This window comes from Pedobacter sp. GQ55 (genome assembly GCF_059758925.1).
The window spans coordinates 176,389-202,807 of record NZ_JCAXEI010000007.1 but is presented as its reverse complement, the minus strand read 5'-3'; the positions used below and the strand labels follow the sequence as shown (position 1 = coordinate 202,807).

Genomic DNA, 26,419 nt, shown 5'->3' with positions numbered 1-26,419 from the left:
AATTAAAATATTATGTCAGAAATACATACAGATCACTCTCACGACGAGCATGCACATGGTGAACATGCTGGGTTAGATAAAAAGAAAATTTGGCAGGTATTTGGTATCCTGCTTGCCATCACAGTAATTGAGTTTATTATTGCTTTGGTTCTTATACCAGGTGGCCATATGCCTCAGCATATAGGGAACTTCGTTTACATTGCCTTAACTTTATTAAAAGCATTCTATATCGTTGCGTACTTTATGCACCTTAAATATGAGAAGGTAGGACTTCAGGTTTCTTTAACCGTCGTTTTTATTTTTATCTTTTACTTTATTGTTTTGATGCTAATTGAAGGCGACTACTTACACCTACATATGCCTTTAGTTTAATGAAAGGTACTCCAATAAAAAAAATATTAATCCTGGTCACCATATTAGCGGTACCAGGATTTTTGTATTATTTACTGCAGGAAAAAGGAAAAAACAGATACAGGCCTCTTCCTATTTTTGGACATAAAGAAGTTGCTGCTACATTTCACTCGGTTAGAGGAATACAGATTCCTGATACGATTTACCATGTAGTAAATGATTTTAAGCTGATTAATCAGAATGGAGATTCTGTTAGTTTGAGTAAATATGGAAGTAACATTTTAATATTAAGTCTGTTTTATACCAAAGGAGATGCGAATGGTGCTGGAGCTACAACCAGGGCTATGAAAGGTTTTGATGAAACCTATCAGGATAATAAAGCAGTTAATTTTGTAGGAATCAGCATTGATCCTGAAACGGATAAACCGGATGTACTTGCAGGTTATGCGAAGACACTTGCTGCAAAGGCAGGGAAATGGGATTTACTAACGGGAGATAGCACGCAGTTATTTACATTGATAAAAAAAGGATTGTCCTTAGATGCCCATCAAGAAAAGATTGGCACTGAGAGCAAGTTTATTCATAGCAATATGCTAGTATTGCTTGATAGCCATCGTCGCATTAGAGGCTATTATGAGGCCACAAGTCAGGAGGCCTTAACCAAGCTAGATGATGAAATTAAAGTGTTGCTGGCAGAGGAGTTGAGAAACTCCAGAGACGGAAGATAAGAAGTTCTAAATAGATAGAATATGAATTTTAATGATAAGTTTTTTTTAAGATTAATATGGATTGTAACAGTGGTTGTGTTACTTGTGGTTATAGCGTTAAAGTTGGTGCCACCTCCAGAGCCTACACCATCTTTCATCTATCTATTTCCACATATAATAGGAGGCATTAATGCAACTTGTGCAGTACTCCTTATTGTGTCTTTAATTTTCATAAAAAAGAAAAACATACAAGCCCATAAAGTAACGAATGTTATCACATTTATCCTTTCGGCCATCTTCCTCCTTTTTTATATCGTTTTTCACCTCTATGAAAAGGATACTAAGTATGGAGATGTTGATCATAATGGGGTATTGTCGGCCATTGAATTGGCTGCAGTTGGATCAACCCGTTATATCTATTTCTTTATACTGGCTACACACATTATTCTCGCTATTGTTGTTTTACCCTTAATCCTTGTGAGCTTTTTAAGAGGGTTTAATATGCAGGTAGAGCGCCATAAAAAAATAGTTAGGTGGGCTTATCCAGTATGGCTGTATGTTGCTGTAACCGGTGTCATAGTATATCTGATGATATCACCTTATTACAATTTTTAGACTGGTTTCTGACTATTCTTAAAATGTGTTACAGTTTCTTTGCTTATATTTGCAACATGAAAAAGGTAGCGGTTATCTTCCTCTTTATGATCCTGTTGACAGTATCATCGTCAAATAATGTGAATGCGCAATGTGCCATGTGTACTGTGAGTGCAGAACAAAGTGTAAAGAACGGTAATACTCAGGGAAAAGGTTTAAACTCAGGTATTTTATATCTTTTGGCTATTCCTTATCTTCTAATATCAGGAATGGGCGTGTTGTGGTATGTAAAATATCGCAAAAGAACTGTTAGTTATGCAGAAAACGTCTAAGTTATACGCACTGGTACACGGTAAATGCCCTCAATGCAGGAGGGGCGATATCTTTACGGGAAGTCTTTATGGCTTTAATGTACAGCACACCAATATCATTTGTGGCCATTGCGGTCAACGTTTTGAAATTGAGCCAGGTTATTTTTATGCGGCCATGTATGTGAGCTATGCCATGAACTGTACAGAAATGATTGCATTGGGCATAGCTACTTATGTATTTTCAGGAGGTAATCTTGAGTTTGAATCTTTATGGCTTTATCTTACTGTAATCTTTACCGGCTGTTTACTTTTGGCACCGTTCAATTATCGTTATTCCCGGGTGATTTTATTACATTGGCTTTCTCCAAAAATAAAGTATAACGCCTATTACGACAAGCCATGATTAAGCAAGAAACACTCGCTTTTATTAAAGATGTAGCGCAAAACAACAACCGGGAATGGTTCGCAGAAAACAAGGGCAGATATGAAACTGCGAAAGCAGATGTATTGGCTTTTATCGATCAGCTAATACCCAAATTAGCAGCTATAGATCCTGAATTTCCAATTGATACACCAGCAAAAAAATGTCTGCTACGTATTTATAGGGATGTTCGTTTTAGTAAAAATAAAGATCCATATAAGAATAACTTTGGGATTTCTTTTAGTATAAAAGGAAGCAATATACATGGTCCGGGATATTATCTTCATATCCAGCCGGAAGAATGTTTCCTTGGCGCTGGATTTTGGATGCCTGAGGCTCCCGTTTTAAAAAGTATAAGAGAAGAGATAGACTACAATACTTCCGAATTTCTCAGCATAATTGATGACAAAAGTTTTAAGAATAATTTTACGCTAAGTCAGGAAGATACGTTAAAAAATGCTCCGAAGGGCTATGATACAGATCATCCTCAGATAGAATTTCTAAAACTTAAAAGCTTTATAGTAGTGTGTCCTTTAAAGGATGATGAATTCCTAAAACCGGGAATCGTTGATAAGTTGAAAACTGCTTTTGAAAGTGTTTATCCTTTTATTCTATTTTTGAGAAACGCAGTAGCGCAATAAACTTATTGAAAAACGCGTCTGGGGTTAGAGCTCTAATTGATGGCTTGCGCGAATTTTCTTGATCACTAAATTAATAACACATTAATGAAAAAAATTAGCTTATTCTTATTCGTTGGGCTGCTTGCCAGTGCATTCAGTTCCTGCGTAGTTCTATCTCCTAAAAAGTATAAATCATTATTGGCAACGCAGGATTCATTAAAAACAGGATGGGGGGAGTCGCAATTAAAGAATGAAAATCTGGAAGGTCTGATTGCAAGGTTAAAAAAAGATACTACTGGATTAAGCAGTGCATTAAATGATCTGAAGAACAAGTATTCTGAAATGGACAGCAACTATGCTAAATTAAAGAACAAGAGTTCTACGGAGATCAGCAAGCTTTCTAATGATTTAAAAACACGAGAGCAACGCTTAAAAGAAGTCGAAGAGATATTACGTAAACGTGATGAGGCTACCAATCAATTAAAGGAAAAACTGCAGCAGGCTCTTTTAGGCTTTACTAAAAATGGTTTGACTGTGGAGATTAGAAATGGTAAGGTATATGTTTCTCTTACAGATAAATTGCTATTCCCTTCTGGAAGCATTATTATTGACGAGAAAGGGAAACAAGCATTAAGTCAGCTGGCAGATGTATTAAAGCAACAGCCTGAAATTAACATCGCTGTTGAAGGCCATACAGACTCTCAAAAAATCACTAACCTTGGACAAATTAAAGACAATTGGGATTTAAGTGTTTTGCGATCAACATCGGTGGTGCGTTACCTGACAGAAGTTAGTAAGGTTGAGAGTGTACGTATGACAGCAACTGGGAAGGGCGAATTTCAGCCGCTGGACGCTAATACCACAGCAGAGGGTAGAAGCAAGAATCGTAGAATTGAGATTGTGCTTTCGCCTAAATTGGATGAGCTGTATGATTTGATCAAGCAATAATTTCAAAGCTTGGTAGCAAACAAATAAAAATGCCCCGTTAAATATTAACGGGGCATTTTGCTTGAATTTTTAAAGGGTTGGGCGATTTAAAAGGGACTGTCAAAATCTTTGAAAGCGGGCAATACCAGGTCTTTGTCAGAGAGGATCAGATCTTCTTTTGCAATGCTGCTATTCCAATCGATATTGATATCGGCATCATTCCAGATCACACCAATTTCGGAAGCCTTATCATAGTAATTAGTTACTTTATAGGTGAAAATAGTATCATCTTCAAGCGTTAAAAAACCATGCAAAAATCCTGGTGGAACCCATAATTGTTTATGGTTATCACCACTTAGTTCTATGCTGAAATATTGGCCAAAAGTTTCAGATTTTTTTCTGATATCTACTGCTATATCTAAAACTTTTCCTTGTAGAACCCTTACTAACTTACCTTGCTCAAATGGAGCTTTTTGAGCATGAAGCCCGCGTAAAGCCCCCTTCTGAGAAAAAGATTGATTGTCTTGTACAAAGGTAGCATCAATACCTGCGTCTGAAAACAACTTTGAATTGTAGCTTTCGTAAAAATATCCGCGGTTGTCTTTCCAAACCTTGGGCTCAATAACCAGAAGGTTAGCAATGGGAGTCTCTATAATATTCATAAATGGGATTAAGCGATATATTCCATCAGAGAGGTAAAGGACACCTGCTGATTTTTAAAATTCTCATTCACCTCGGCTAATAAAGCAGGTGCAAATTTATCCTGATAGTCTAAGTAATTATCCATGTTTTCGGCTATATACTGCGCACAGTATGTTACACCCTCATTTGGAGAGTCAACTACTTTAAGAAGCCTGTTGGATACAAATAATCCTGTTTGCATTACTTGTGGAATGTGGATCTCCTGCATCCATTGAAGCCAGCGATCTGCTGAGTTATCTTCGATAATTGTGGTTACATTGTATAATAACATGGTGCAAAGATAGAACTATGTACCAATATTATCCCCACGAAGTTTCCTAAAACGCTTACGTGCCTCTGTGGTAAACATGCTACCCGGATAATCACTAATTAGTTTCTGATACAAGGCTTTAGCTTCTTCATTATTCTTCAGGTTTTTCTCATAGAGGTCTGCTAATGTAAATAGCGCGTCGTCAGCCCAAAGACTGGTTCCTTGTTGGTCTATAAGTTCTTTAAGAACTTTTACAGCATTATTTATTTCATTTGTTTTGATATATATCCTGGATTTTGCCATTAATATATCATCAGTCAAGCTATTGTTTGGGAAGGCGATTGCGATGCTATCCAGTTTTATGAGGGCCTTTGCCGGAAGATTTCGAAACTGAAGCATCTCCGCATCAGCATACATTTTAAGTGCATTACTGTCTACCTTAGATTGCAGATTGTCTGAAATCATTAAACTCAAATTTAATGCATCATTAGCAATTAATTGAGACGTTGATGCCTTTAAAACATCTGCCTGGGATTTTGCATAGGAGAAATTGCCCTGATAGAAGGAAAGTTTGGCTGACCGGAAATGAGCTTCGTTTCCTACAGCTTGGTTTTCAAACTGCTTAGCTACCTGTTCGTAAATTAAAAAAGCCTCCCACGGTTGTTGTGTTAGTATATAGATATCGCCAAGATCGAGTTTCATTTGTCCTGTTTCGGCAGCAGACAGGCCAGTGATAGTTAATGCGTCTTCTAATGTTTTTTCGGCCTTAGTTAAGTCGTTAAGATAGTATGCTTGTAAGTTAGCCAGTTTCTTCATCGCAAAAACTGTTTGAGCGGTTTTCCCATATTCTTCAATTACAGAAGAGTATTCGGCTGTAAGATCTGTAATTACTTTTTTATCAAACTGTCCCGTGATTACCAGCTGATATTTGGCATCTATCATTTCTACCTTTGCAGGTAAAAAATATGGATTTTCCTTGCCCTTACTTACGATGTATTCAAAGGCCTTTATAGCAGTAGTATAGGCTTGATTGGCAATAAAAGTATTTGCGGTATTAAATAATATAGCACCATCATCCTTAACGCGTTTATCCTGGGCAATAAGCTGCCTTAATGCCATTTCATATTCTTGTTGTTGTAGGTATTGCCATATCAAAAGTTTGGTATAAATCTCTGTTTGTGGCTCTTTCTGTATTTTTTTTAATAAGGCAGCCTGTAAAATGAGGTAATCGGTATTGTCTTCTAAAATTGAAGAAAGTACACTTTCTGCCTGAGGTAGTAATTCAGGCATTTGAGCAAGCGCATTAATGTACTCCTGCACAAGCATGTTCTTGTCCTTTTTAAAACGATATATACTTAAAAGCTCGTAAGTGAAAATCTTTTCCTTGTTAAGGATCTTTCTTCCTTGTAAGAAGGTTGATATGGCGAGATCATAAGCCTGAAAACTATAAAATATATTAGCAACCTCTCTTATCTTAAACTCATCTGCCGGTAAATTGTTTAGGGTTTCTGAGTATGCCTTATTTGCCGCATCTATTTGTCCCTTTTCCTGGTAAACGCGGGCAAGAGCCATCGTATAATGTAAGTTTTTTGGACTTTGTTTAATTAGTTTCTTGGCAATCTTTTCGGCCTCCTCTAGTCTTTTGAGCTTAATAAGGGAGGTATACCAGAGGTCAAAATAAGTATCATTCTTAGTCGTATTGAATAATTTCTCCAGTAAAACAGAGGCTTCCTGATACTGACCTTGCTGGTAATATTGAAAAGCCAATCCTTCATCAGCGTTGCTTTGAGCTGAGCAAAGAAAGCTTGTATAACAGAATAATAAGATTAAAATTAACTTTTTCATCAGGGATGGACTATCAATAGAGTCCCTAAAATAATGATTTGAATTCTAATTTCCTTTCTATTGGTAAAAACATAAATGCGTATTTTAAATGTTACTCAAAGAATGTTTTCTATTATTTAATATTTATTTTCTTTGGTTATGAGGCAATTATTGATTTGAAGGGTTTTAAAGATTGTTTCTAAGTAATTGATAATTCATATTAGTTAAATATTTAATTTATTTTGAGCATATTGAAATGGGGGTTTAAGGTAACAATATTGGTGTAAACTGATTTACACTGGCAGGGTTCCGTAGCTTTGTAAGCAGAAAAATGATATGGTTATATTTAAAAAATATTTTTTTCTTTTCTTATCACTTTTTGCTTTAGCCTGCACACAAAAGGAGGGAGTAAGAATTATGCATATCGACGATTTTTTTAAATCGCAAAATAGGATAGGATACAGGGTTTCCCCAGACGCCAGGAACTTGTCATATCTGAAATTAGAGGGCAAGAATCAAAATTTATATGTTGAGGATATAGAGACGGGTAAGGGGAAAAAGATAACTCAATTGAAGGAAAAGAGCATTATCTTCTATTTCTGGGTAAGCAAGGATGAGCTCATTTATTACAAAGAAACTGATCCTGCATTAAGACTCTCTGATATATTTATTATTAATAAGGATGGTAAGAATGAGCGGCAGTTAACGAATAACGAAAAGAGTAGAATAAAGGTTCTTGATGATCAATTGATGGACGACAAATACCTACTGGTGTCGTCTAACAAAAGAGACTCAACAGTTTTTGATGTTTATCGTTTAAATGTTCGTAATGGGGAAATGCAAATGGCCGCAAAAAACCCGGGAAATATTACAGACTGGACCACAGATTCTGAAGGTAAACTCCGACTAGCAACAAGCAGTGATGGTGTAAATGAAACATTGTTATACAGAGAAAGTGAAAACGATGCATTTAAACCAATAGTAACCAATAACTTTAAAAACACCTTAAGACCAATTGCTTTTGCTAAAAACAAGTTAAATGTTATTTATGCAATTTCTAATGTAAGTCGCAATAAGGGGGCACTTGTTGAGCTTGATTGTAAAACCGGGAAAGAGATTAAGGTTTTGTTTGGTGATGAGACTATAAATATTACTGATGCTCAGTACTCCCGAAAAAAGCAGAAAATGTCTTTCGTTGTTTATGAAACCTGGAAGAAGGAGAAGCATTATCTGGACGATTCTGTAAAATTAATTTATAATAATCTAGATAAATTACTCCCTAAAACAGAAACAAGGATAATAGATAGGGATAAAGCAGAGACCGTGTTTATAGTAAGAACGTTTACAGATCGCAATCCAGGGTCCTATTATCTTTATTTTTCTGAAACAGGAAAAATACGAAAATTGAGCGATTTCAATTCAGCCATTAATGAAGAAGAAATGTGCGAAATGAAGCCTATCAGCTATGTATCAAGAGATGGAATGAAAATAGAGGGGTATCTAACATTACCTTTAAAGGTGAAAGCTGAGAATTTGCCTGTTGTGGTATTGCCTCACGATGGGCCAGTGGCAAGAGATATCTGGGGCTATAATCCAGAAGTGCAGTTTCTTGCAAACAGGGGGTATGCTGTTTTTCAGGTGAATTACAGAGGATCTACTGGTTATGGTAAAGCTTTTATGGCGGCTGGTTTTAAAGAGTGGGGATGTAAAATACAACATGACATTAATGATGGTGTTAAGTGGCTGATCAGTAAAAAAATTGCCGATCCTAAAAGGATTGGAATATATGGAACCGGCTTTGGCGGGTACATTGCACTTAATGGTTTGTACTCGGAGAATAAGACTTATGCATGTGGTGCTTCAAATTCTGCGGTGATTAATTTATTCACTTATTTGAAATCAATACCACCATTTTTAAAACCGAAATTACAAATGTATTATGAGGTTATAGGAAATCCACTAACCGATGTAGATAGAATGCGCCAGTCTTCTCCCTTGTTTCAGGTAGATAGGATTGAGAAACCTTTGTTTATTGCTCAAAACACTAAGGATCCGAATATAAATGCTGGTGAAACTATACAGTTCGTTAAAAATCTCCAAAAGAGAAATATAAGCGTAACTTATTTGGAAAATGATGGTGATCCATTCTATAGTAAAAATGATGTGGGGCGACAAAAACTATATACTGCTCTTGAATCGTTTTTAGAAGTTAACCTAAAAAAGAAGTAAATTCAACCTCATGTCTTCAGAGAAGAAAAGCGGTTATCGTAAGAATTTTCCATTAATACTCACCTTCATCATTTTGATGTTGGTGCTGTTTATGTTATCGCTTTTATTAGCTTACAGATTTAGTACCAAGTATATCGAGAACCAATTTGTTTCTGAGAAGGTAAATGTACTTGAACAAAGTATTAGGCCGTACAACGATTTTTTTCAGAAAAAGCTGCCTGAGGTCTCTTATTATAATGGTTATTTGGACTCGGCCACCGCATCTAACTTTGTTGATACTGTACTGCTGGAGTACCCATTTGTATCGAAGGTAATATTTTATGATTCTGAAGTTAAAAACACCCCGGTAACGGATGGTTTAAATATCGGAAAGTTCTCTTTTGGACCCAAAAGTATTTATCAGTTTGGAAGCTTGGTTCCAATGGATTCGGTTAAGCTTTTCTCAAGTGATAATACCCGTAATTTCATTGCGGGAGACGATTTTAATGCCTTAGCATTAAAGTTGGTCTCTTATATTGAGAGTTTGGATACTACCCGTGTACCCAGTCAGGATGAACTGTTTAGTAACTTCAGCAATGTGCGGTCTAACAAGATTACCTATTTGAATATACCAAGGATAGAGGATCTTAAAATGTACAAAACAATGATGAGAAAATCTTTAAATCCACAGCCGATTTATCAGCAGGATATGCTTTCTTTTCAATTGGATCCATATAAAATCAAGATCATTAACTCAAGGCCTCTGTTATATCAATATATCAAAATTGAACCATTAACATATGACCCCCTTGAAACCTCTTCATTATATGTTACTACTGAGATAACCTTGCCGGGGCCATTTTCAGATTTTAAGCTTTATTTTATCTCCTCTAAATCCTTTATTGATAAGGAAATTCTCAGTTATTTCCTTCCAATTGCTTTAGCTGTATTGCTGTTTTATAGCATTTTGGTATTGGTGGCGTTTCTGATCTATAGAAACTTAAATATTAATCAAAAGATGTTTAAACTGCAATATGATTTTATGAATAACCTTACCCATGAATTTAAAACTCCGGTAAGTGTAATTAAGATTGCGGGAAACAATATTAAAAGTGCATCAAGTTTAACCGAAAGAGAATTAAAACTTTATGGGAAAATTCTTGATGAAGAGGCCGATAAGTTGAATGGCTTAATGAATAAGTTACTTGCTTTTACCCAAATTGAGAACAAGGCAATACAGCTAAACTCCGAGAAAATTAATATTAATGATTTTATCGAAAGTACGGTTGAATCACATCGACTTAAACACCCGGATTTTGACTTTTCTTTTGATGTAAGCGGATTCAAAACTTTCGTTACAGATCCGGTATTACTGGGAAGCCTTTTTGATAACCTGGCAGAAAACGCTTATAAGTATTCGCCATTAGAGCGGAAACGGCTTCATATTTCAGCCAGACTTATTAAGGGAAGAGTTGTATTCCGATTTACGGATCAGGGAATAGGAATTCCTTCATCAGAAATTAATAATATATTTAAGAAGTTTTTCCGCATACAAAACCAGTACAACCAGAACGGGAGCGTTGGCCTTGGTTTGGCTTTCTGTAAGGAACTTGTTAACTTTATGAGTGGCGAGATTACAGTAAAAAGTAAAGTTGATAAAGGAACAGAGTTTAAAATTGTGTTGCCGTATAATGACTAGTGCCATTATACGTTTGCATTTATATTGAAATAAATAAAAAATTATGTCTAAGGGAATAAAAATACTGATAGTTGAAGATGACGAGAATTTGCGCTTTCTTGTTGTGCATCGTTTAAAAGCTGAAGGCTATGAAGTTTTGGAGGTTGGTGATGGTTTAGCTGCCGAAAAAATGATAATGGATGAGCAGCCAGATATTGTTCTTTTAGATTGGATGTTACCTGGTAAACAGGGCGCCGAAGTTTGTGAAGAAGTACGTAAACAAGGATTTGAGAATTTGATTATCATGCTGACAGCTAAAGCCCAGGATGTAGACAAGATTGATGCTTATAATTTTGGAGTTTCAGATTATGTAACTAAACCATTTAATATGGATGTTCTGGTTGCAATGTTGGATAGTAAGGTTAAATACCTGCTTAATAATGACCGTTCGGAAATCCATCGTTTTGGAAATATGGAGCACCACCCTAACATCCATACACTATTCAGAAACGGGAAGAAGATAGAGCTTACAATTCTTGAAAACAGAATTTTACTTTACTTTTTAAGGAATCCTAATAAGGTAATTAACCGAGATGAGCTTATGCTGGTTGTTTGGGGATACAATTCTGATGTGAATACCAGAACGCTTGACATGCATATTGTGCGCTTACGAAAAAAAATAGAGCTTAATCCTGATAATCCGCAGTTACTTCAAACGGTAAGAGGTGTTGGGTATCGTTTTAACCCTGCCTAACTTATTTTTATAACTGTGTAACCCAAGTAACCAGTAGTAACGCAAGGTATTGCAGAAACATGGTTCCATCAAGATAGAAGAAGTAGTAGTATTCATTCTTTTTGATATTGGATTTAAAGATCAGCCACCCCGTTAAGATTATTGTTAAGGTAAGGGCAAGGATGTCTCCAATTGTTGCCTGTTTGAATAGAATTAACAACAAGACATAGAGGCCGAGTAAAAATTGGCAGAAGATATACGCTTTTTTTTCTCCAAGCATTACAGGGATTGTTTTAAGGGCATACAACTTATCTTGAAACAAATCTCTGATGTCAAAAGGAACAGTAATGGCCGCTATAAATAAAAAGCGTTTGGCTACAAGTAAAAGGGTTTCGGCCGAGGAGATATTGATTTGATAGCTGCGTTCGAGTTCAACTATTGGTAGCAATACACTGCTTATAGACCAAACAAGAGCGATCAGAAATAGCTTAATTCCCGGGATATTTCTTAGACCGATTTGCTGCTTATTTAGAGTTAGAAAAGGTACATTATAGCCAACAGCCATTAATCCTGTAAAAACCATAAGAAGTTTAGATTCGAAGCTTAAATACCATAAGCCGAGTGGAATTAAACACAAAATGCAAATCAGTGTAATTGAAATGATTAAGCGATGATGTGAAAATATCCATCTAACTCTAATATATGGTGAATTTCCCGGATCTTTAGGCTTGGCTAATAGCATGCTAAAGTTGTAAAGACCTACAGTAGCAAAGAATAAGAATGCAAGTATATACTTGTCTGCAGGGACATGTAAAAGGTGATAGGTTACCAACCCCTGAGCAACGGCACAAATACCTATAAACAGGTTGCTGAATAGCAGGAAATCAAGAATAGAAAGAAGTATTCTTTTAATCATTTGCAGACAAGCGGTTTAATTTAATTAGGCCCGCTTTAATTCAAATATCGTTATTTCCGGTAAAATTCCAACCCTTCCCGGATAACCTAGAAAACCGTAACCAACATTTACATAAAGCTGTTGATTTTGTTCTTTGTAAAGACCAGCCCATTCTTTGTATATATATTGGACAGGGCTCCATTGGTAGTGTTCAGTTCTTACGCCAAACTGCATGCCATGAGTGTGGCCACTAAACATGGCATCTATTTGTGGATACTTTCTCAAAACCTCTTGCCTCCAATGAGATGGATCGTGGGATAGTAGTAGCTTTACAGGCAGGTCATCCGTGTCTTTAGTTGCCAGGTCCATACGGCCATACTTCGGAAAACGGCCCATTCCCCAATTCTCAATCCCTAATATTCCAATCTCCTCGCCATCTATCTTTAAGCGTCGATGCTCATTCATCAGTAAATCCCAACCCATTACTTTATGGGTTTTAATTACATCCTGCAGGTTCCTAGCTTTAGCAGCTGATGGTGCGCCTCCAAAATGATAATCGCCATAGTCATGATTTCCGAGTACGGAATACACTCCAAGGGGCGCTTTAACTATACTGAACAGATCCTGATAGTCACGCATCTCAGTAGCCATATCATTAACAAGATCTCCTGTGAAAAAGATAAAATCAGGTTTTTCTGCCAGGAGCATGTCTACACCGCCCTGCACCGCTTTCTTATTATAAAAACTTCCTGAGTGGATATCTGAGATCTGCCCCAATTTGATTCCTTCAAAAGCCTTCGGGAGGTTTGGAAGTAGCAAAGTCCTCCTTTTTATCTTATAATCATAGGCGCCAGAGGAAATGCCCCAGGTAAGAGAAGTCAAGGGAATAGCAGCTGCGACTAATCCAGCTTTTATAATAAACGATGACCTGCTTATAGGTTCTCCAACCATAGTTTGGGGCTCTTTTTGAATCAAAACAGCTGTGTTTTTACTTTTGAAGGATCTGTTTATTTTAATAATTAATCTCCTTACGTCATCAATCAATAAAAATGGCAGCATTACTATTTTACAAACCAAGGTTAAAAAAAATGCAACAAGAATAACAGAGCGCAAGCTTAAATATAAAGGTAAGTAGGAAGGGACATAAATCGCCGCAAACACACCTATTACAAGAAGACCAGTGTACGTCCACCAAATTATTGAGAATAGTTTTTTTGTAGTTGGCTTCCATTTTTTAAATACGGATAATATTGCCCGATAACAGTAGTAATCGAAAGCCAGCAGTAAAACAGATAAAATTATAAGTGCGGGTAGTCGTCCCATTAAGTGTTTTTATTAATAAAATTACCTGAAATTAATATCATCCTCGTCATCATCATCACCAAGTTCGGTGTTAAATAAGCTTTCAAACATATCTGAGAATCCGAATCCCCCTTCAAGATATTTTTTATTTAACTGTGAATATTCCGCCAAACCATGCAGTACAAATTCCATTAGTAATAAGGTTTGGTTTTCGCTTAGTTTAGCATGGAATTTTTTAACAAGATCGTATAGACCGTTAACCTCCCTAAGCTGTTTTTCGTACTTTGCCTGTGTAAGAGAGTCGGCTATATCTAGTGTATTCCCATCTGTGAACCATTCGGTTATATCTGTGTATGGGTTAGCTGTTTTACTTTTTTTAGCTCTTTCCGGATCAGGGAAATAGCGAGCAAATAAGCTTTTAATTGCTTTGCCGATGAGCGTATTAGCAACCTTGGCGGGCCCTTCCAACTCACCTTCGTAAACCAATTCAATTTTGCCGGTTACGGCCGGAATAATACCTACCAGGTCTGAAAGTCTTATGGCGGTGCTTTTCTCTCCATTAATCAACATTCTTCGCTCTGCAGTACTAATGAGATTCTCATAAGCGGTAATGGTTAACCTTGCTGAAACCCCTGACTTTTGATCAATAAATTCACTTTTTCTGGCCTCAAACGCAACTTGTTCTATCAGATCTTTCACCAGACCATCTACCTCAATATTTGCTTTTTGCTCTTCTGTTATTTTTGCTTCTTGGAAGGTTATCTTTCTGGAGATGTCTATGGTTTTAGGGTAGTGGGTTAGAATTTGACTTTCTATGCGATCTTTCAGCGGCGTCACGATAGAACCCCTATTGGTATAATCTTCTGGGTTTGCAGTAAAAACAAACTGTACATCTAATGGCAAGCGTAACTTGAAACCTCTTATCTGAATGTCTTTTTCCTGGAGCATATTAAATAATGCCACCTGTATGCGCGCTTGCAAATCGGGGAGCTCATTAATTACAAAGATGCTCCTGTGCGCTCTGGGGATTAAACCAAAGTGAATTACCCGTTCGTCGTTGTACGTTAATTTTAAGGTGGCAGCTTTAATTGGGTCAACATCGCCAATCAAATCAGCTACGGTCACGTCGGGAGTTGCCAGTTTTTCAGTATATCTTTCGCTACGGTGCTGCCAGCTAACCGGGGTATTATCGCCATGAATTAATATTTCATGTTTTGCGTACCATGAGATAGGATTCAATGGATCATCAAAAATCTCACTTCCGCTTACGTATGGAATATACTCATCTAAAAGATTTACCATTAGCCTGGCAATACGTGTTTTTGCCTGACCTCGTAAACCCAATAATAAAATGTTGTGCCGCGACAGAATAGCTGTTTGCAATTCAGGAATCACGGTTTCATCATAGCCTAAAATACCTTCAAACCCAGCGTCCTTGTTTTTAAGCTGAACGATCAGATTCTTACGAAGCTCGTCTTTTACAGATAATGATTTATAGGTTGAGGCCTTTAATTGGCCAAGTGTTTTTATGTTGTTGTAATCCATGTTTTATCTTTTCGAATTGAGCGCTTAGAACTTATCTGACTGTTTTCCGTCTGTTCTTTATATAATCTTCAAATATGTATTCTCCAAGGCCAGTTAAGGAACTATAGAATGCTCTTCCTCCGTTGATCTGTGTAAATTCCCGCACAAACTGTTGCAGGTAAGGATCCTGGGCTATCATAAAAGTGGTAATTGGGATATTAAGTCGTTTGCATTGGGCCGCCATATTTAAGGTTTTATTAACTACCTTTCTATCAAGCCCCATACTGTTCTTGTAATATCTGCCGTTCTCCTTTAAACAAGTCGGCTTACCATCAGTAATCATGAAAATCTGTTTGTTATGGGTTTTACGACGGCGTAGTAAATCGGCTGCCAATTCCAATCCGGCAAAAGTATTTGTATGGTAAGGGCCTACTTGTAAATATGGCAAATCCTTAATTGATATAGGCCATGCATCATTGCCAAACACAACAATATCGAGGGTATCTTTAGGATATCTGGTTTTGATCAGCTCTGCAAGTGCCATGGCTACTTTTTTGGCGGGTGTTATCCTGTCCTCACCATATAGAATCATAGAATGTGATATGTCTATCATCAGTACGGTCGAAGTAAGGGTCTTATAGTCCTTTTCCTCTACTTCCAGATCTCGCTCTGTTAACGTAAAATTAGCAATGCCATGGTTTATTTGGGCGTTCTGAATTGACGCAGTAATGTCTATCTGATCTAAACTGTCACCAAAAGTAAATTCTCTTCTGTCTGCATTTTTCTCTTCACCAATCCCTGATATATTAGTGTTGTGGTTACCCTTTCCTGCTTTTTTTAGTTGGCCGAATATTTCTTCAAGGGCCGATTTACGTATGGTTTGTTCTGTTTTAGCGGTTATACTTAAGTCGCCATTTGCCGGGTTCTCTTTCAAATAACCTTTTTCTTTAAGGTCATCAATAAAATCGCCCATCCCATACTCATTATTTGTGAACTTGTATTTCTTGTCCAACTCGTTCATCCAGGCCAATGCCTCCCCGGCATCGCCTGCAGTATAATTCAATAGCTGGGTGAAAAGCTTAAGCAATTCATCAAAGCCGCCTTTGGGTAAATCATCGGGTTGGAAATTAGAAAAATGGAAACCTCTCATATATTCATTATAAACGAATTATCGAAGGTAAAAGTTTGAGGTGTTAATAATGTTATCCAGTTGTAAAAATACCTCAGACAGAGAAGTTTTGGCAGCCTATTTAGGGCTGCCGTTAGCCAATGCTCTCTCAGCTCTTTTTATTGCCAGGCGTTCTCTCCATTTAGCGTACGGAGCTTTAAACGCCATTTTCAGAATACTGTCAACACCTCCTTTAATAGCAAGGTTAAATACACTCTGGGCCTTTCTGGTAATTGATGCATCCCATGCTCTTAAACTTAACGAAAAAGAGCCGTCAAGATATTTCATCCAGTGCCACATGCCTGTAGGCATAAACAGGGTATCACCGTGTTCAAGAAAAACTTCATAACCTTCAACTCCCTTAAGTGCAGGGAATTTTTCAAAATCAGGGTTGGCTACGTCATAATCTTCTAATGCATAGGTTGCATTAGGGATACAATACAAGCGCTTTTTCCATTTATTATCAAAAAGGATAATGTGCTTTCTTCCGCCAAAGTGGGTATGGAAAAGGTGTGGTAAATCTATATCGTAATGTAAAAAGGTAACAGAGTTCGATCCTCCAAAAAACATTGCAGGCATACTTTCAATAAAGCCTCCCATTAAATCTTTAGGAATAACAATATCATTTACCAGGTTAGGAACATGTTTAAACAGGTTGAAAAAAAAGATTCTCAGTTCTGTTGGTTTAGATTTAATAAGATCAAGATAATCCCCAAATCTCATCTCTGCTACCGATGCATTAATAGGTTTTGACGGATCAGCTTTAGAATTGTCCATCAAACTAACCTTCAGATCTCCTCCTATTTCTTTTAAATAGTCGGTTGTCCATTTTTCTCTTGCCGGCCATGTTTTAGTCAGTCCTTTAATGATTAAAGGACGTCTGGCATCTAAATAATTTTTTTTAAAATCAGCGGGGCTGATGCTCTCAACGGTATCTACCGGCTTTAAAATAAAACTCATAAGTTTTAATGATAAGATACGTGTTAACAGCGAAATGCCTATTTACCGACCTTATTTAGAACAAACTTAGATAAAAAAATCCTTCTCTTCATAACGTCATTCTTAATTTATTTCATAGCTGCTCTTTCAAATAAATTAAGATTAGATCATTACTAATAGGGTTGCTGACTGGCGAGTGCTTTGTTTGCTCGTTTGATAGCCAGATTTTCTTTCCAGGTCATGTACTTCTCTCTGAAATTAGCCTTCATAAAATCATCAAACTTACGCTGAAGGGTAAGATTATATAAGCTTTTAGCTTTAACCGCTAATGATTTATCCCATGCTCTTAGGCTAATAGAGAAAGACCCGTCAAGGTATTTCATCCAATGCCAGTAACCTGTAGGCATAAATAAGGTGTCACCATGTTCCAAAAATGCCTCAACACCTTTAACACCTTCCAGTGCTGGAAATCTATCAAAGTCTGGCTTTTCAACATCATAGTCCTCCAATGCATAAGTAGCATATGGGATTTGATAAAGACGCTCTTTCCATTTGTTTTCAAAAAGGATCACATGTTTGCGGCCATTAAAGTGGGTATGAAAAATATGAGCAAGATCTATATCGTAATGCAAAAAAGTAACTGAACCTTTTCCGCCAAAAAACATGTTTGGGTAGCTGTCCAGAAAACCGCCCATCAATTCTTTTGGTGCACGATAGTCCTCCAGTAGTTTAGGGGCTTGTTTAATGGGGTCAAACAAGAAAATGCGCAGATCCGTAGGCGTGTTTCTAATTAACTCTATATAATCTGCAAACTTCATTTCAGCCGCCGATGCATTAATTGGTTTTGAAGGATCAGCTTTAGAGCTGTCATATAATGGAACAGTCCTATTGCCGACAACAGATTTCATGTAGTCTAAATTTCACTTACCAAATGCAGGCCAGGCCTTCGACATATTTTTTATAATCAGTGGTTTGCGGGCGTTCAAGTAGTTGTTTTCGAATTCCTCTTTGGAAATATCATTAACGATATCGATTGGTGATAAGTCAAACTTCATGTTAATTCAATATTAAGACAAAGCAAAATTATAGAAAAACGATAGTGAAGGGAATTGATGATATTAAAAATTAAAAATCCCTGACAAAACAAAAAGCCGATGCTTTTTAAATGCACCGGCCATATTAATCACCACCCTAAAGTCTATTCAAATGAAATTTTCAACGCTTTAACCTCATATACGGTGAAATTTTAACGATGGATTTATCTATTTCAAAATATGTTATATGCTGATTAATCTTTTTGACGTTTTAATTGTCATACCAACATAATCCAACAAGACAATTATGAAAACATCAATTAAGATCCTCTTCTCTTTTGTATTTGTTTTGTTCTTTATTACCCTATGCTCTTCTTTTCAAAAGGAACCAGTTACTGTAAAATTGAAATTCCCTTACAGGCAGGCAGGATTAAGTGAGCGACAGGCTGCGGAACACCTGTTAAGCAGATTTACTTACGGTCCTAAGACTGGAGACGTAGATCGTGTTCTGAAAATAGGTTTAGAAAAATGGTTTATGCAACAGCTGGAAGGCGACTTACAGGATGAAGAGCTTGATAAAATGTTAATCCAATTTGACGATATCAATTTAAGTAATACAGATGTGGAAAATAAATATCCCAGATCAGCCAGAGTATTGCGTATGGCTATTAAAGATGGAGCTATAGACAAGGATTCGATAAATAAAGGGAATCAGGGAGCATATAAAAAGAAGATTAAAGATTATATGGAAATGAATGGACTAAAGCCCCAGCAAGAGCTATATCGTCAGTTTATCAACCAGAAAATTTTAAGAGCGACTTATACGAATAATCAATTACGTGAGTTACTTACCGATTTCTGGTTCAATCACTTTAATGTTTCTTTAACCAAAAACCAGTGCGCTTCATTTGTTCCTGCTTTTGAACGCGACGTGGTGAGACCCAATGTAACTGGCAAGTTCAACGACTTGCTGCTGGCTACGGCTAAGTCTCCCGCAATGCTTATCTATCTGGATAATTTTAGCAGCAGCGGGCAGCCTATTGCAACAACAAGAATGGATTCAGTACAAACAAAAGGTGGCAATAAGATTAGGAAAGCACAGGCTAAAAAGAAACAGGGGGGGCTGAATGAAAATTATGCCCGCGAAGTAATGGAATTGCATACACTTGGAGTGGATGGCGGGTATACGCAGGCCGATGTAACACAGGCAGCAAGGGTATTAACCGGCTGGACTATTGCTCCAATGGGTGAAGATGGATATGGTGCAGGAATGAAGAAATTGATAGATAATGTAGGAGAGGTGAACCTGGAGAAACGAGGGTTTGTACATCAGGGAGATTTCTTGTTTGTACCTAGCCGACATGATAATGGAGAGAAAATAGTGCTTGGCAAGCGATTCCCGGCTAATGGTGGGTATGAAGAAGGTGTGGCTTTATTAACCATGCTTGCTCAGCACCCTTCTACGGCAAAATTCATCTCAAAAAAGATAGCAACAAGATTTGTGAGCGATCAAGCGTCTCCACGGCTTGTAGATAGAATGGCAAAAACCTTTAGTAAAACAGACGGAGATATAAAGCAGGTAATGATCACGATGGTTTCTTCTCCAGAGTTCTGGAAGGTCGATGCTTTAAGGGAAAAAACAAAGTCTCCTTTTGAACTTGCCATTAGCGCAGTGCGAAGTTTAGATGCTCAAATTACACAGCCATATCAGCTGTTTAGCTGGATCAATAAAATGGGGCAAAAGATGTACTATTATCAGGCGCCGACAGGATTTCCAGATAGGGGTCAATATTGGATTAACACCGGAGCATTATTAAATCGAATGAATTTTGGTTTGGCGCTTGCTTCACAACGCATTCCAGGAATAAAAGTTGACTTGGCCGCTTTAAACAACAATCACGAACCCGAAAGTGCTGAGGCGGCTTTAACAACATATAGTAAGATCATTATGCCCGAACGGAATCTTGATGCTACCATAAAGCGATTGAAGCCCATGCTGAAGGATCCTGATCTAAATAAAAAAGTAGAAATAGCTGCTGAGAAAACGACTCCTGTAACATCCAATGTTGACGACACCGAAGCTGTGGGAGGCATTAAAAAGGGTAGAACAACTAAAAAAGAAGATATGAAGAATTCAAAATTGGCGCAGGTAGTAGGCGTAATTCTTGGCTCTCCGGAATTCCAGCGTAAATAGACTTAAAATAACTATCATGACATCAAGAAGGGGATTTTTAAAAGCAGGAGGCCTTGCCTTATTTGGAATAGGGATGGGTGGCGTACCAGGTTTTCTGGCCGATGCCGTTGCTGGAATAATGCAACCCGGCCTTTTTGAAAGAAGGAAAACACTTGTTTGCATTTTTCAGCGGGGAGCTATGGATGGGTTAATGGCAGTGACCCCTTTCACAGATGAATATTTAAAGACCGCAAGACCCTCTCTGTTTATGTCTGCTGCTAAAACTTCTGCAAATAAATCATTAATAGATTTGGATGGCCGTTTTGGATTGCACCCTTCAATGGGCGCCTTTGAACAGGTATTCAGAGAAAAAAGAATGGGAATAGTACATGGAATAGGTTCTCCAAATAATACACGCTCTCATTTCGATGCACAGGATTACATGGAATCAGGTACACCGTTTAGAAAGAGCACAGAAAGTGGGTGGTTAAACAGAGCCGTTGGTTTGCTTGGACATGATGGAGGAACACCCCTCAGAGGAGTTAGCTTAACTTCATCGCTGCCAAGATCTTTTTATGGGGATAATCCTGCAGTAGCCATTAGCAGCCTGCGAGATTTTAACATTCAAATGAGAGGCAATGTCAACGGAGCCAACATGGCTGCTAAAAGCTTTGAAGATCTATACGATCAAACTTCCTCTGGTCTATTAAAGGAAACAGGGAAAGAGAGCTTTGAAGCCATAAAAATGCTTCAAAAAACAGATGTGAAGAATTATAAACCTACTAGTGGAGCCGCTTATCCCAACTCGGCTTTAGGAAATTCTTTGAAGCAGATTGCGCAGCTCATAAAAATGAATGTAGGGATGGAGGTGGCATTTGCTGAATCAGGAGGGTGGGATACTCACTTTAACCAGGGAAGAGAAACCGGAATCTTTGCAAGAAATGTGAATGATCTTAGTGAAAGTATCATGGCTTTTTGGACAGACATAGATACCCTACAAGATGACGTAACGGTTATGACCATGACTGAGTTTGGCCGAACAGTAAAACAAAACGGAACCGGAGGAACAGATCACGGCAGGGCTTCCTGCAACTTTATTCTTGGAAATGGAGTAAAAGGAGGATTAGTACATGGTATTGTGAATCCCCTTGCAGTTGAAAACCTTGAGGATGGAAGAGATCTTGCGGTTACGACAGATTTTAGGGCTGTGTTTAGCGAGGTCGCCGATAAGCATTTAAGAATTCATAATGATAAAGTGCTATTCCCTGACTGGACTGGTTCAAAAATAGGAGTGATGAGCTAATAAGGGTGTTCAAAACTTACTTTAAACACCCTCAAGAGTTTCTTTACGGCAGTTTTTTAAAATCAATTTCAGGATGCTCTTTTCCAGATGGTTTTCTTTGTAAAGGAGTTTTTATTGGAGTGAAATCATTAAAAAATCCACAATTCTTTAAAAAGAACGACGAACCTTCTGTTCCTCCTGCATAATCTTTCCTATAATTCTCTCTTGCAGTAGCATCAGCCGTAAACGTTGCTGCGGTAACTTCATGCCAGTTACCTTGAGCATCAATAGCCCATTGATTTTTATAATTTGCTTTGCGGGATTGATCGCCTGTCGTTGGGGAGAAGTTTTCCAAGAACGAGTGGAGCCCCTTTAAATATTCTCCAGATTTTGGACGTTCAAAGCTGGCCACAAGTTGCCAGTTTCCTTTTTCCAAATCCTTAAAATAGGCAGTATATATCGTCGTTTTTTTATCTTTATCAGGTTGCGCCCTTATTAAAAAGGCATAACTTTTTCCGGCCCTCCAAGGGTAAAGCATATAGCTCTGGCCACCAGAACCTTCATTGCCAAATTCACCTGTTTTTGTTGTGTTTCCTTTTTTAAGCAATATAACCTTCATGCTGTCAGGAATAGATTTAGGGTCGTCAGTAGAGAATGGGCTCCAGATAGAAAATAACACTCTGCGTTCAGTAGGTGAATTTACCTGCATCCCAAAATATCCTCCACTAAAGCCATTCGACATAAAGTATGTGCCCAATTTATCTTCACCTACCGGAACCTGAATTTCATTATAAAACCATTCCGTATTGTTTTCTGCTTCTACAGGTATTTTGTAACCCAAATGTACAGATGGGCCTCTGTGGCCCCAGTAAAAGTAATTGTTTTCATCGTTTTTAACATAGGCAGCACCTTTTAACAGTTCTTCGCTGCCACTTACAATTAAATCAGATACTTCTGCAAAAAAACCTCCTGTTTTAGAAAGTCCTTTTAGTTCTATCTTTACGTATCCAGGACGTTTAATCGTAATACTTCCTATTTTAACAACAGCAGAGCCAAGATTACCTACTTCTTTGACAAGAGTAGTGCCCTCTGCAGTGAGGCTTATTTTACTTTTCCCCTCGGGGACGCTCAATTTTAGAGAAATTTCTGCCTGTCCTGCAGATTCTGTTCTAAAATAGAGGGTAATTACATCGCTAGCGGCCGACCAATTGGTTATGCCTTCCTTTTTAATGTTGGCGGTTGAGTTTTCGTTTACCCATCCATTCCCGCCAAGCGGTATGGTAATGGTTTCAGATTCTGCGCTATTTTGGGTTTTTGCCAGGCAAACTGTGCTAAGTAAAAACTGAAATGCAAGCAGAAACAGGGTGGTTCTTTTCATGTTCATTTATGTGTGGTTTGTGTTATAAATTAAATGTATGAAAAGCATAATTAAAATGTTAAACTAAATTTAAGTCAAACGTTTGCGCTAATGTTTTAGTCAAAATATAATTAGGTTCGAGGGTGGATAATACAATCTAAGACTACAAATGAAAACTTTTTTAACAACCCTATCTCTTCTATTGGCTACCTCGGCCGTAATTGGACAGCAATTGCCGTCTGAACTGCAAACCCCTGAAGTAGTCTCTGTTAATAGAATGCCAATGCGCGCATCGTCTTTTGCTTTTGAAAACAAAAATCTGGCTTCTAAAAGAGAGAAACAAAAATCCGAATACTTTTTAACCCTAAATGGGCAGTGGAAATTTAATTGGGTACGGGACCCGCGCAAGCGCCCGGATGATTTTTTTAAAACTGATTTCGACGATAGCAAATGGGATAATTTTAAAGTACCTGCCAATTGGGAGACCAATGGATATGGCTTGCCTATCTATGTAAATCAGCCATATGAATTTGCCGGTCGTAAAAACACGGGCGCTAAAATGAATCCTCCTTTTGATATTCCAGTGGATAATAATCCTGTAGGGTCTTATCGTAAGAAATTTAGTCTGCCCCAGAATTGGGATGGCCGACAGGTATTCATTCATCTTGGGGCTGTAAAATCCGCATTTTATATTTGGGTAAATGGTAAAAAAGTGGGTTATAGTGAAGACAGCAAACTTGCAGCGGAATTTGATATTACCAAATATGTAAAGCCCGGAGAAAACCTGGTTGCATTGCAGGTATATCGATGGAGTGATGGTAGTTATCTGGAGTGTCAGGATATGTGGCGTATTTCGGGTATTGAGCGCGATGTTTATCTGTATGCTACACCGAAATTGGATGTAAGAGATTTTAAAGCGGTAGCAACGCTTGATAAGTCATATAAAAACGGAATTCTTTCCCTTACTGCCGAAATAGACAATTACAGAATAGACAAGAAAACCATGCACAGCAAGCCCGATAGCTTTGCTGTGGAACTAGACCTGATAGACCCTAAAGGTAAGTCTGTTTACAAAGATGAAACAAAAGGGGTTAAAACAGTTCTTGGAAATTTTAAAAGTACGGTTAGTTTTAATACACAAGTAGAAAATGTAGCAGCATGGACTGCGGAAACACCAAACCTGTATACACTATTCATCACGCTTAAAGATAAAAAAGGTGAGGTGTTAGAGGTTATTCCTCAGCGCATCGGTTTCCGTACGGTTGAACTGATAAATAACAACTTTCTGGTAAATGGTAAGCGGATATTCTTTAAAGGTGTTAATCGTCATGAGCATAATGCAACCCAAGGACATACACTTACCCGTGCCGATATGAGAAAAGATATGGAGATGATGAAAAAGCTGAATGTAAACTCGGTTAGGCATTCTCATTACCCTCCTGATCCATATTGGATGGAGTTATGTGATGAATATGGCCTTTATGTTGTTGACGAAGCGAATATAGAGTCTCATGGCCGCTATTACGATCTGGCATATACACTGGGTAATGATAAACAATGGAGGGTTCCTCATTTGGAGCGTATTAAAAGAATGTATGAACGCGATAAAAATCATTCGTCAGTAATCACGTGGTCGCTCGGAAATGAAGCAGGAAATGGGATTAATTTTTATGAGGGCTACGACTGGTTAAAGTCAAATGACATCAGACCGGTACAATACGAACGCGCAGAGGAAGATTACAATACAGATATGATTGTGCCTCAGTATCCAGATCCGAATTGGCTTAAGGAATATGCTAACAGCAAACCAGACAGACCTCTTATTATGAGCGAATTTGCACACATTATGGGCAATAGTCTGGGTAACTTTAAAGAATATTGGGATGTTATAGAAAGCCAGCCTAATTTACAGGGAGGTTTTATTTGGGAGTGGATAGATCAGGCAATTGATACGGTTAAAAATGGTAAACGCATTAATGCATATGGCGGAGACTTTCCATTAAGTGGTCCCGTTAATCAGGATTTTAGTGATAATGATTTTTGTGTAAAGGGTGTTGTGACCAATTATAGAGGGATGACGCCAATGGCTGTTGAGGTTAAAAAGGTATATCAGTATATTAAAACAGCTTATAACGGGTCAAATAAGATCAACATCAATAATTCTTACTTCTTTAAGAACCTGGATAACGTTGGGCTTGCATGGGAACTTCTGGAAAATGGGAAGGTTATGGAGAAAGGTAGCATAAGTGCTTTAAATATTGATCCAAGAACAGAAAAGGAGATCAGCTTGCCTATTAAAATCAAGGCTAAGGGGGGAGCAGAATACTTTTTAAATATTTATTATGACCTTAAAAAGGAAGAGCCATTTTTGCCGGCAGGATATAACATCGCAGCAGAACAATTTGCATGGAGCGGTACAGCTCAACCCGTTAAAATAGCAACTGCTAATGGCAAATTATTGATAGAAAAAGGGTCAGGTAAAGCTCTTGTAAAAGGCAAAGACTTTTCTGTGGCTTTTGATATGGCAGCGGGTATTATGAGCAGCTACAGTATTAAAGGGATCCAAATGCTTGCCGAAGGGCCAATCCCGGCATTTTGGCGTGCACCTACAGATAATGATATCGGTGCAGGTTTTAACAGCAGCTTAAGGAAATGGCGCAATGCTTACACTGAAGGTAAACTAAGTGTGGCAGATATCAAAGAAGATGGATCAGGTGATGTTACCGCAACATTTACAAAGGAGTTGATAAATGGTGATGCCACTGTAACGCAAATATTTACAGTCAGGGGGGATGGAACGGTTAAAGTAGACAACAAGTTTGCAGCCATCAAAGGAAGGTATCCGCTAATGCAGCGTATCGGTAATGATCTGCAATTGAGCAAGGAGTTTAATAGGATTAATTTTTACGGCCGCGGCCCTGGAGAAACTTATTGGGATCGTAAAACCGGGTCATTTATTGGCTTGTATAATCAAACTGTCGATGAGCAGTATTTTCCATATGCCCGTCCACAGGAAAGTGGTAATAAAACAGATGTGCGCTGGGTGAATTTTACAGATAAAAAGGGAAAAGGACTAAGCTTCGGTATGGCTGACAGCTTATTGAACTTCTCAGCACTTCCATATTCATTAAATGATCTTGACCCGGAAGAAGAGAAACAGCAGTATCATTCAGGTGAACTTGTTAAGCGGGATAAAATTTACCTGCACATGGATTTGATTCAAAGTGGCGTTCAGGGAATTGACAGTTGGGGTTCAATGCCATTAAAGGAATACAGAGTTCCTTTTGTAAAGCATGAATATTCTTACTGGATAAAACCAATAAAATAGCCAAACAAAAAGGGAACGTAAATTTTACGTTCCCTTTTTGTTTAAACTATTCCTTTTGTTCTGATTTTGAAATGATTGCGCAAACGTTTGC

Annotated in this window: 22 protein-coding genes and 1 pseudogene; 13 read left to right on the top strand and 10 right to left on the bottom strand. The window is 37.8% G+C overall.

Features of this window, described 5'->3' with window-relative positions; all coding sequences use genetic code 11:
- The first annotated feature begins 12 nt into the window (after positions 1-12).
- The 7 genes from AC6CH7_RS18785 to AC6CH7_RS18755 all read left to right on the top strand — a co-directional run bounded on the left by AC6CH7_RS18785 (position 13) and on the right by AC6CH7_RS18755 (position 3,952).
- On the top strand, positions 13-372 hold the full coding sequence (locus tag AC6CH7_RS18785; protein WP_498264193.1) for a cytochrome C oxidase subunit IV family protein: 360 nt from the start codon (positions 13-15) through the stop codon (positions 370-372).
- The gene (locus AC6CH7_RS18780) at positions 372-1,079 is read left to right on the top strand and encodes an SCO family protein (protein ID WP_498264192.1); all 708 of its coding nucleotides are present in this window, start codon (positions 372-374) and stop codon (positions 1,077-1,079) included. Before AC6CH7_RS18785 ends, AC6CH7_RS18780 begins: the two co-directional genes overlap by 1 nt.
- Before the next feature lie 21 nt (positions 1,080-1,100).
- The gene (locus tag AC6CH7_RS18775; RefSeq protein WP_498264191.1) at positions 1,101-1,673 is read left to right on the top strand and encodes a DUF420 domain-containing protein; all 573 of its coding nucleotides are present in this window, start codon (positions 1,101-1,103) and stop codon (positions 1,671-1,673) included.
- A 56-nt stretch (positions 1,674-1,729) separates the two neighbouring features.
- The gene (locus tag AC6CH7_RS18770) at positions 1,730-1,984 is read left to right on the top strand and encodes a hypothetical protein (protein WP_294873239.1); all 255 of its coding nucleotides are present in this window, start codon (positions 1,730-1,732) and stop codon (positions 1,982-1,984) included.
- On the top strand, positions 1,968-2,366 hold the full coding sequence (locus tag AC6CH7_RS18765) for a DUF983 domain-containing protein (protein ID WP_498264190.1): 399 nt from the start codon (positions 1,968-1,970) through the stop codon (positions 2,364-2,366). The genes AC6CH7_RS18770 and AC6CH7_RS18765 overlap by 17 nt, the downstream gene beginning before the upstream one ends.
- A complete protein-coding gene (locus tag AC6CH7_RS18760) occupies positions 2,363-3,025 on the top strand; it encodes a DUF2461 domain-containing protein (protein ID WP_498264189.1) in 663 nt (220 codons plus the stop codon). The genes AC6CH7_RS18765 and AC6CH7_RS18760 overlap by 4 nt, the downstream gene beginning before the upstream one ends.
- Before the next feature lie 84 nt (positions 3,026-3,109).
- A complete protein-coding gene (locus AC6CH7_RS18755) occupies positions 3,110-3,952 on the top strand; it encodes an OmpA/MotB family protein (protein ID WP_294873237.1) in 843 nt (280 codons plus the stop codon).
- Between the two features lie 86 nt (positions 3,953-4,038).
- Here the strand turns inward: AC6CH7_RS18755 and rfbC are convergent, their stop codons facing one another.
- The 3 genes from rfbC to AC6CH7_RS18740 are packed head-to-tail and all read right to left on the bottom strand — an operon-like array spanning position 4,039 to position 6,728.
- Positions 4,039-4,593 carry a dTDP-4-dehydrorhamnose 3,5-epimerase gene (gene rfbC / locus AC6CH7_RS18750; RefSeq protein ID WP_498264188.1) on the bottom strand — a complete coding sequence of 185 codons (555 nt, stop codon included), beginning with the start codon at positions 4,591-4,593 and terminating at the stop codon, positions 4,039-4,041.
- Positions 4,594-4,601: 8 nt separating this feature from the next.
- Entirely contained in the window at positions 4,602-4,904 is a 303-nt protein-coding gene (locus AC6CH7_RS18745; RefSeq protein ID WP_498264187.1) for a DUF4286 family protein, read from the bottom strand.
- 15 nt (positions 4,905-4,919) lie between these two features.
- Entirely contained in the window at positions 4,920-6,728 is a 1,809-nt protein-coding gene (locus AC6CH7_RS18740) for a tetratricopeptide repeat protein (RefSeq protein WP_498264186.1), read from the bottom strand.
- Between the two features lie 315 nt (positions 6,729-7,043).
- On the opposite strand from AC6CH7_RS18740, the gene AC6CH7_RS18735 reads away from it, so the two are divergent.
- From AC6CH7_RS18735 to AC6CH7_RS18725, 3 genes are read left to right on the top strand one after another with little or no spacing between them, the layout of a single operon-like run.
- On the top strand, positions 7,044-8,936 hold the full coding sequence (locus tag AC6CH7_RS18735) for a S9 family peptidase (protein WP_498264185.1): 1,893 nt from the start codon (positions 7,044-7,046) through the stop codon (positions 8,934-8,936).
- A 10-nt stretch (positions 8,937-8,946) separates the two neighbouring features.
- Positions 8,947-10,614, top strand: coding sequence for a sensor histidine kinase (locus tag AC6CH7_RS18730; protein WP_498264184.1), 1,668 nt, complete (start codon positions 8,947-8,949; stop codon positions 10,612-10,614).
- Positions 10,615-10,657: 43 nt separating this feature from the next.
- Positions 10,658-11,347 carry a response regulator transcription factor gene (locus AC6CH7_RS18725; protein WP_498264183.1) on the top strand — a complete coding sequence of 230 codons (690 nt, stop codon included), beginning with the start codon at positions 10,658-10,660 and terminating at the stop codon, positions 11,345-11,347.
- Between the two features lie 7 nt (positions 11,348-11,354).
- Here the strand turns inward: AC6CH7_RS18725 and AC6CH7_RS18720 are convergent, their stop codons facing one another.
- The 6 genes and pseudogenes from AC6CH7_RS18720 to AC6CH7_RS18695 form a co-directional block, all read right to left on the bottom strand.
- Positions 11,355-12,242: a UbiA prenyltransferase family protein gene (locus AC6CH7_RS18720; protein ID WP_498264182.1), complete on the bottom strand. Its 888-nt coding sequence runs from the start codon at positions 12,240-12,242 to the stop codon at positions 11,355-11,357.
- A gap of 24 nt (positions 12,243-12,266) precedes the next feature.
- Positions 12,267-13,544: a metallophosphoesterase gene (locus tag AC6CH7_RS18715; RefSeq protein ID WP_498264181.1), complete on the bottom strand. Its 1,278-nt coding sequence runs from the start codon at positions 13,542-13,544 to the stop codon at positions 12,267-12,269.
- A 21-nt stretch (positions 13,545-13,565) separates the two neighbouring features.
- Complete coding sequence (locus AC6CH7_RS18710; RefSeq protein WP_498264180.1) at positions 13,566-15,068, bottom strand: sigma 54-interacting transcriptional regulator; 1,503 nt, start codon at positions 15,066-15,068, stop codon at positions 13,566-13,568.
- 31 nt (positions 15,069-15,099) lie between these two features.
- Complete coding sequence (locus tag AC6CH7_RS18705; RefSeq protein ID WP_048907737.1) at positions 15,100-16,197, bottom strand: vWA domain-containing protein; 1,098 nt, start codon at positions 16,195-16,197, stop codon at positions 15,100-15,102.
- Between the two features lie 96 nt (positions 16,198-16,293).
- The gene (locus tag AC6CH7_RS18700; protein ID WP_172661698.1) at positions 16,294-17,175 is read right to left on the bottom strand and encodes a cupin-like domain-containing protein; all 882 of its coding nucleotides are present in this window, start codon (positions 17,173-17,175) and stop codon (positions 16,294-16,296) included.
- 152 nt (positions 17,176-17,327) lie between these two features.
- Positions 17,328-18,209, bottom strand: a pseudogene (locus AC6CH7_RS18695) (cupin-like domain-containing protein).
- 286 nt (positions 18,210-18,495) lie between these two features.
- On the opposite strand from AC6CH7_RS18695, the gene AC6CH7_RS18690 reads away from it, so the two are divergent.
- Together AC6CH7_RS18690 and AC6CH7_RS18685 are read left to right on the top strand one after the other, a co-directional pair.
- A complete protein-coding gene (locus tag AC6CH7_RS18690) occupies positions 18,496-20,382 on the top strand; it encodes a DUF1800 domain-containing protein (RefSeq protein ID WP_498264179.1) in 1,887 nt (628 codons plus the stop codon).
- Positions 20,383-20,398: 16 nt separating this feature from the next.
- Positions 20,399-21,664: a DUF1501 domain-containing protein gene (locus tag AC6CH7_RS18685; RefSeq protein WP_498264178.1), complete on the top strand. Its 1,266-nt coding sequence runs from the start codon at positions 20,399-20,401 to the stop codon at positions 21,662-21,664.
- Positions 21,665-21,707: 43 nt separating this feature from the next.
- On the opposite strand, the gene AC6CH7_RS18680 is transcribed toward AC6CH7_RS18685, so the two are convergent.
- Positions 21,708-23,027: a DUF3472 domain-containing protein gene (locus AC6CH7_RS18680; protein WP_498264177.1), complete on the bottom strand. Its 1,320-nt coding sequence runs from the start codon at positions 23,025-23,027 to the stop codon at positions 21,708-21,710.
- Positions 23,028-23,169: 142 nt separating this feature from the next.
- Here AC6CH7_RS18680 and lacZ point away from each other — a divergent pair, with 142 nt between their 5' ends.
- The gene (gene lacZ / locus AC6CH7_RS18675) at positions 23,170-26,328 is read left to right on the top strand and encodes a beta-galactosidase, LacZ type (RefSeq protein WP_498264176.1); all 3,159 of its coding nucleotides are present in this window, start codon (positions 23,170-23,172) and stop codon (positions 26,326-26,328) included.
- The last annotated feature ends 91 nt before the right edge of the window (positions 26,329-26,419 follow it).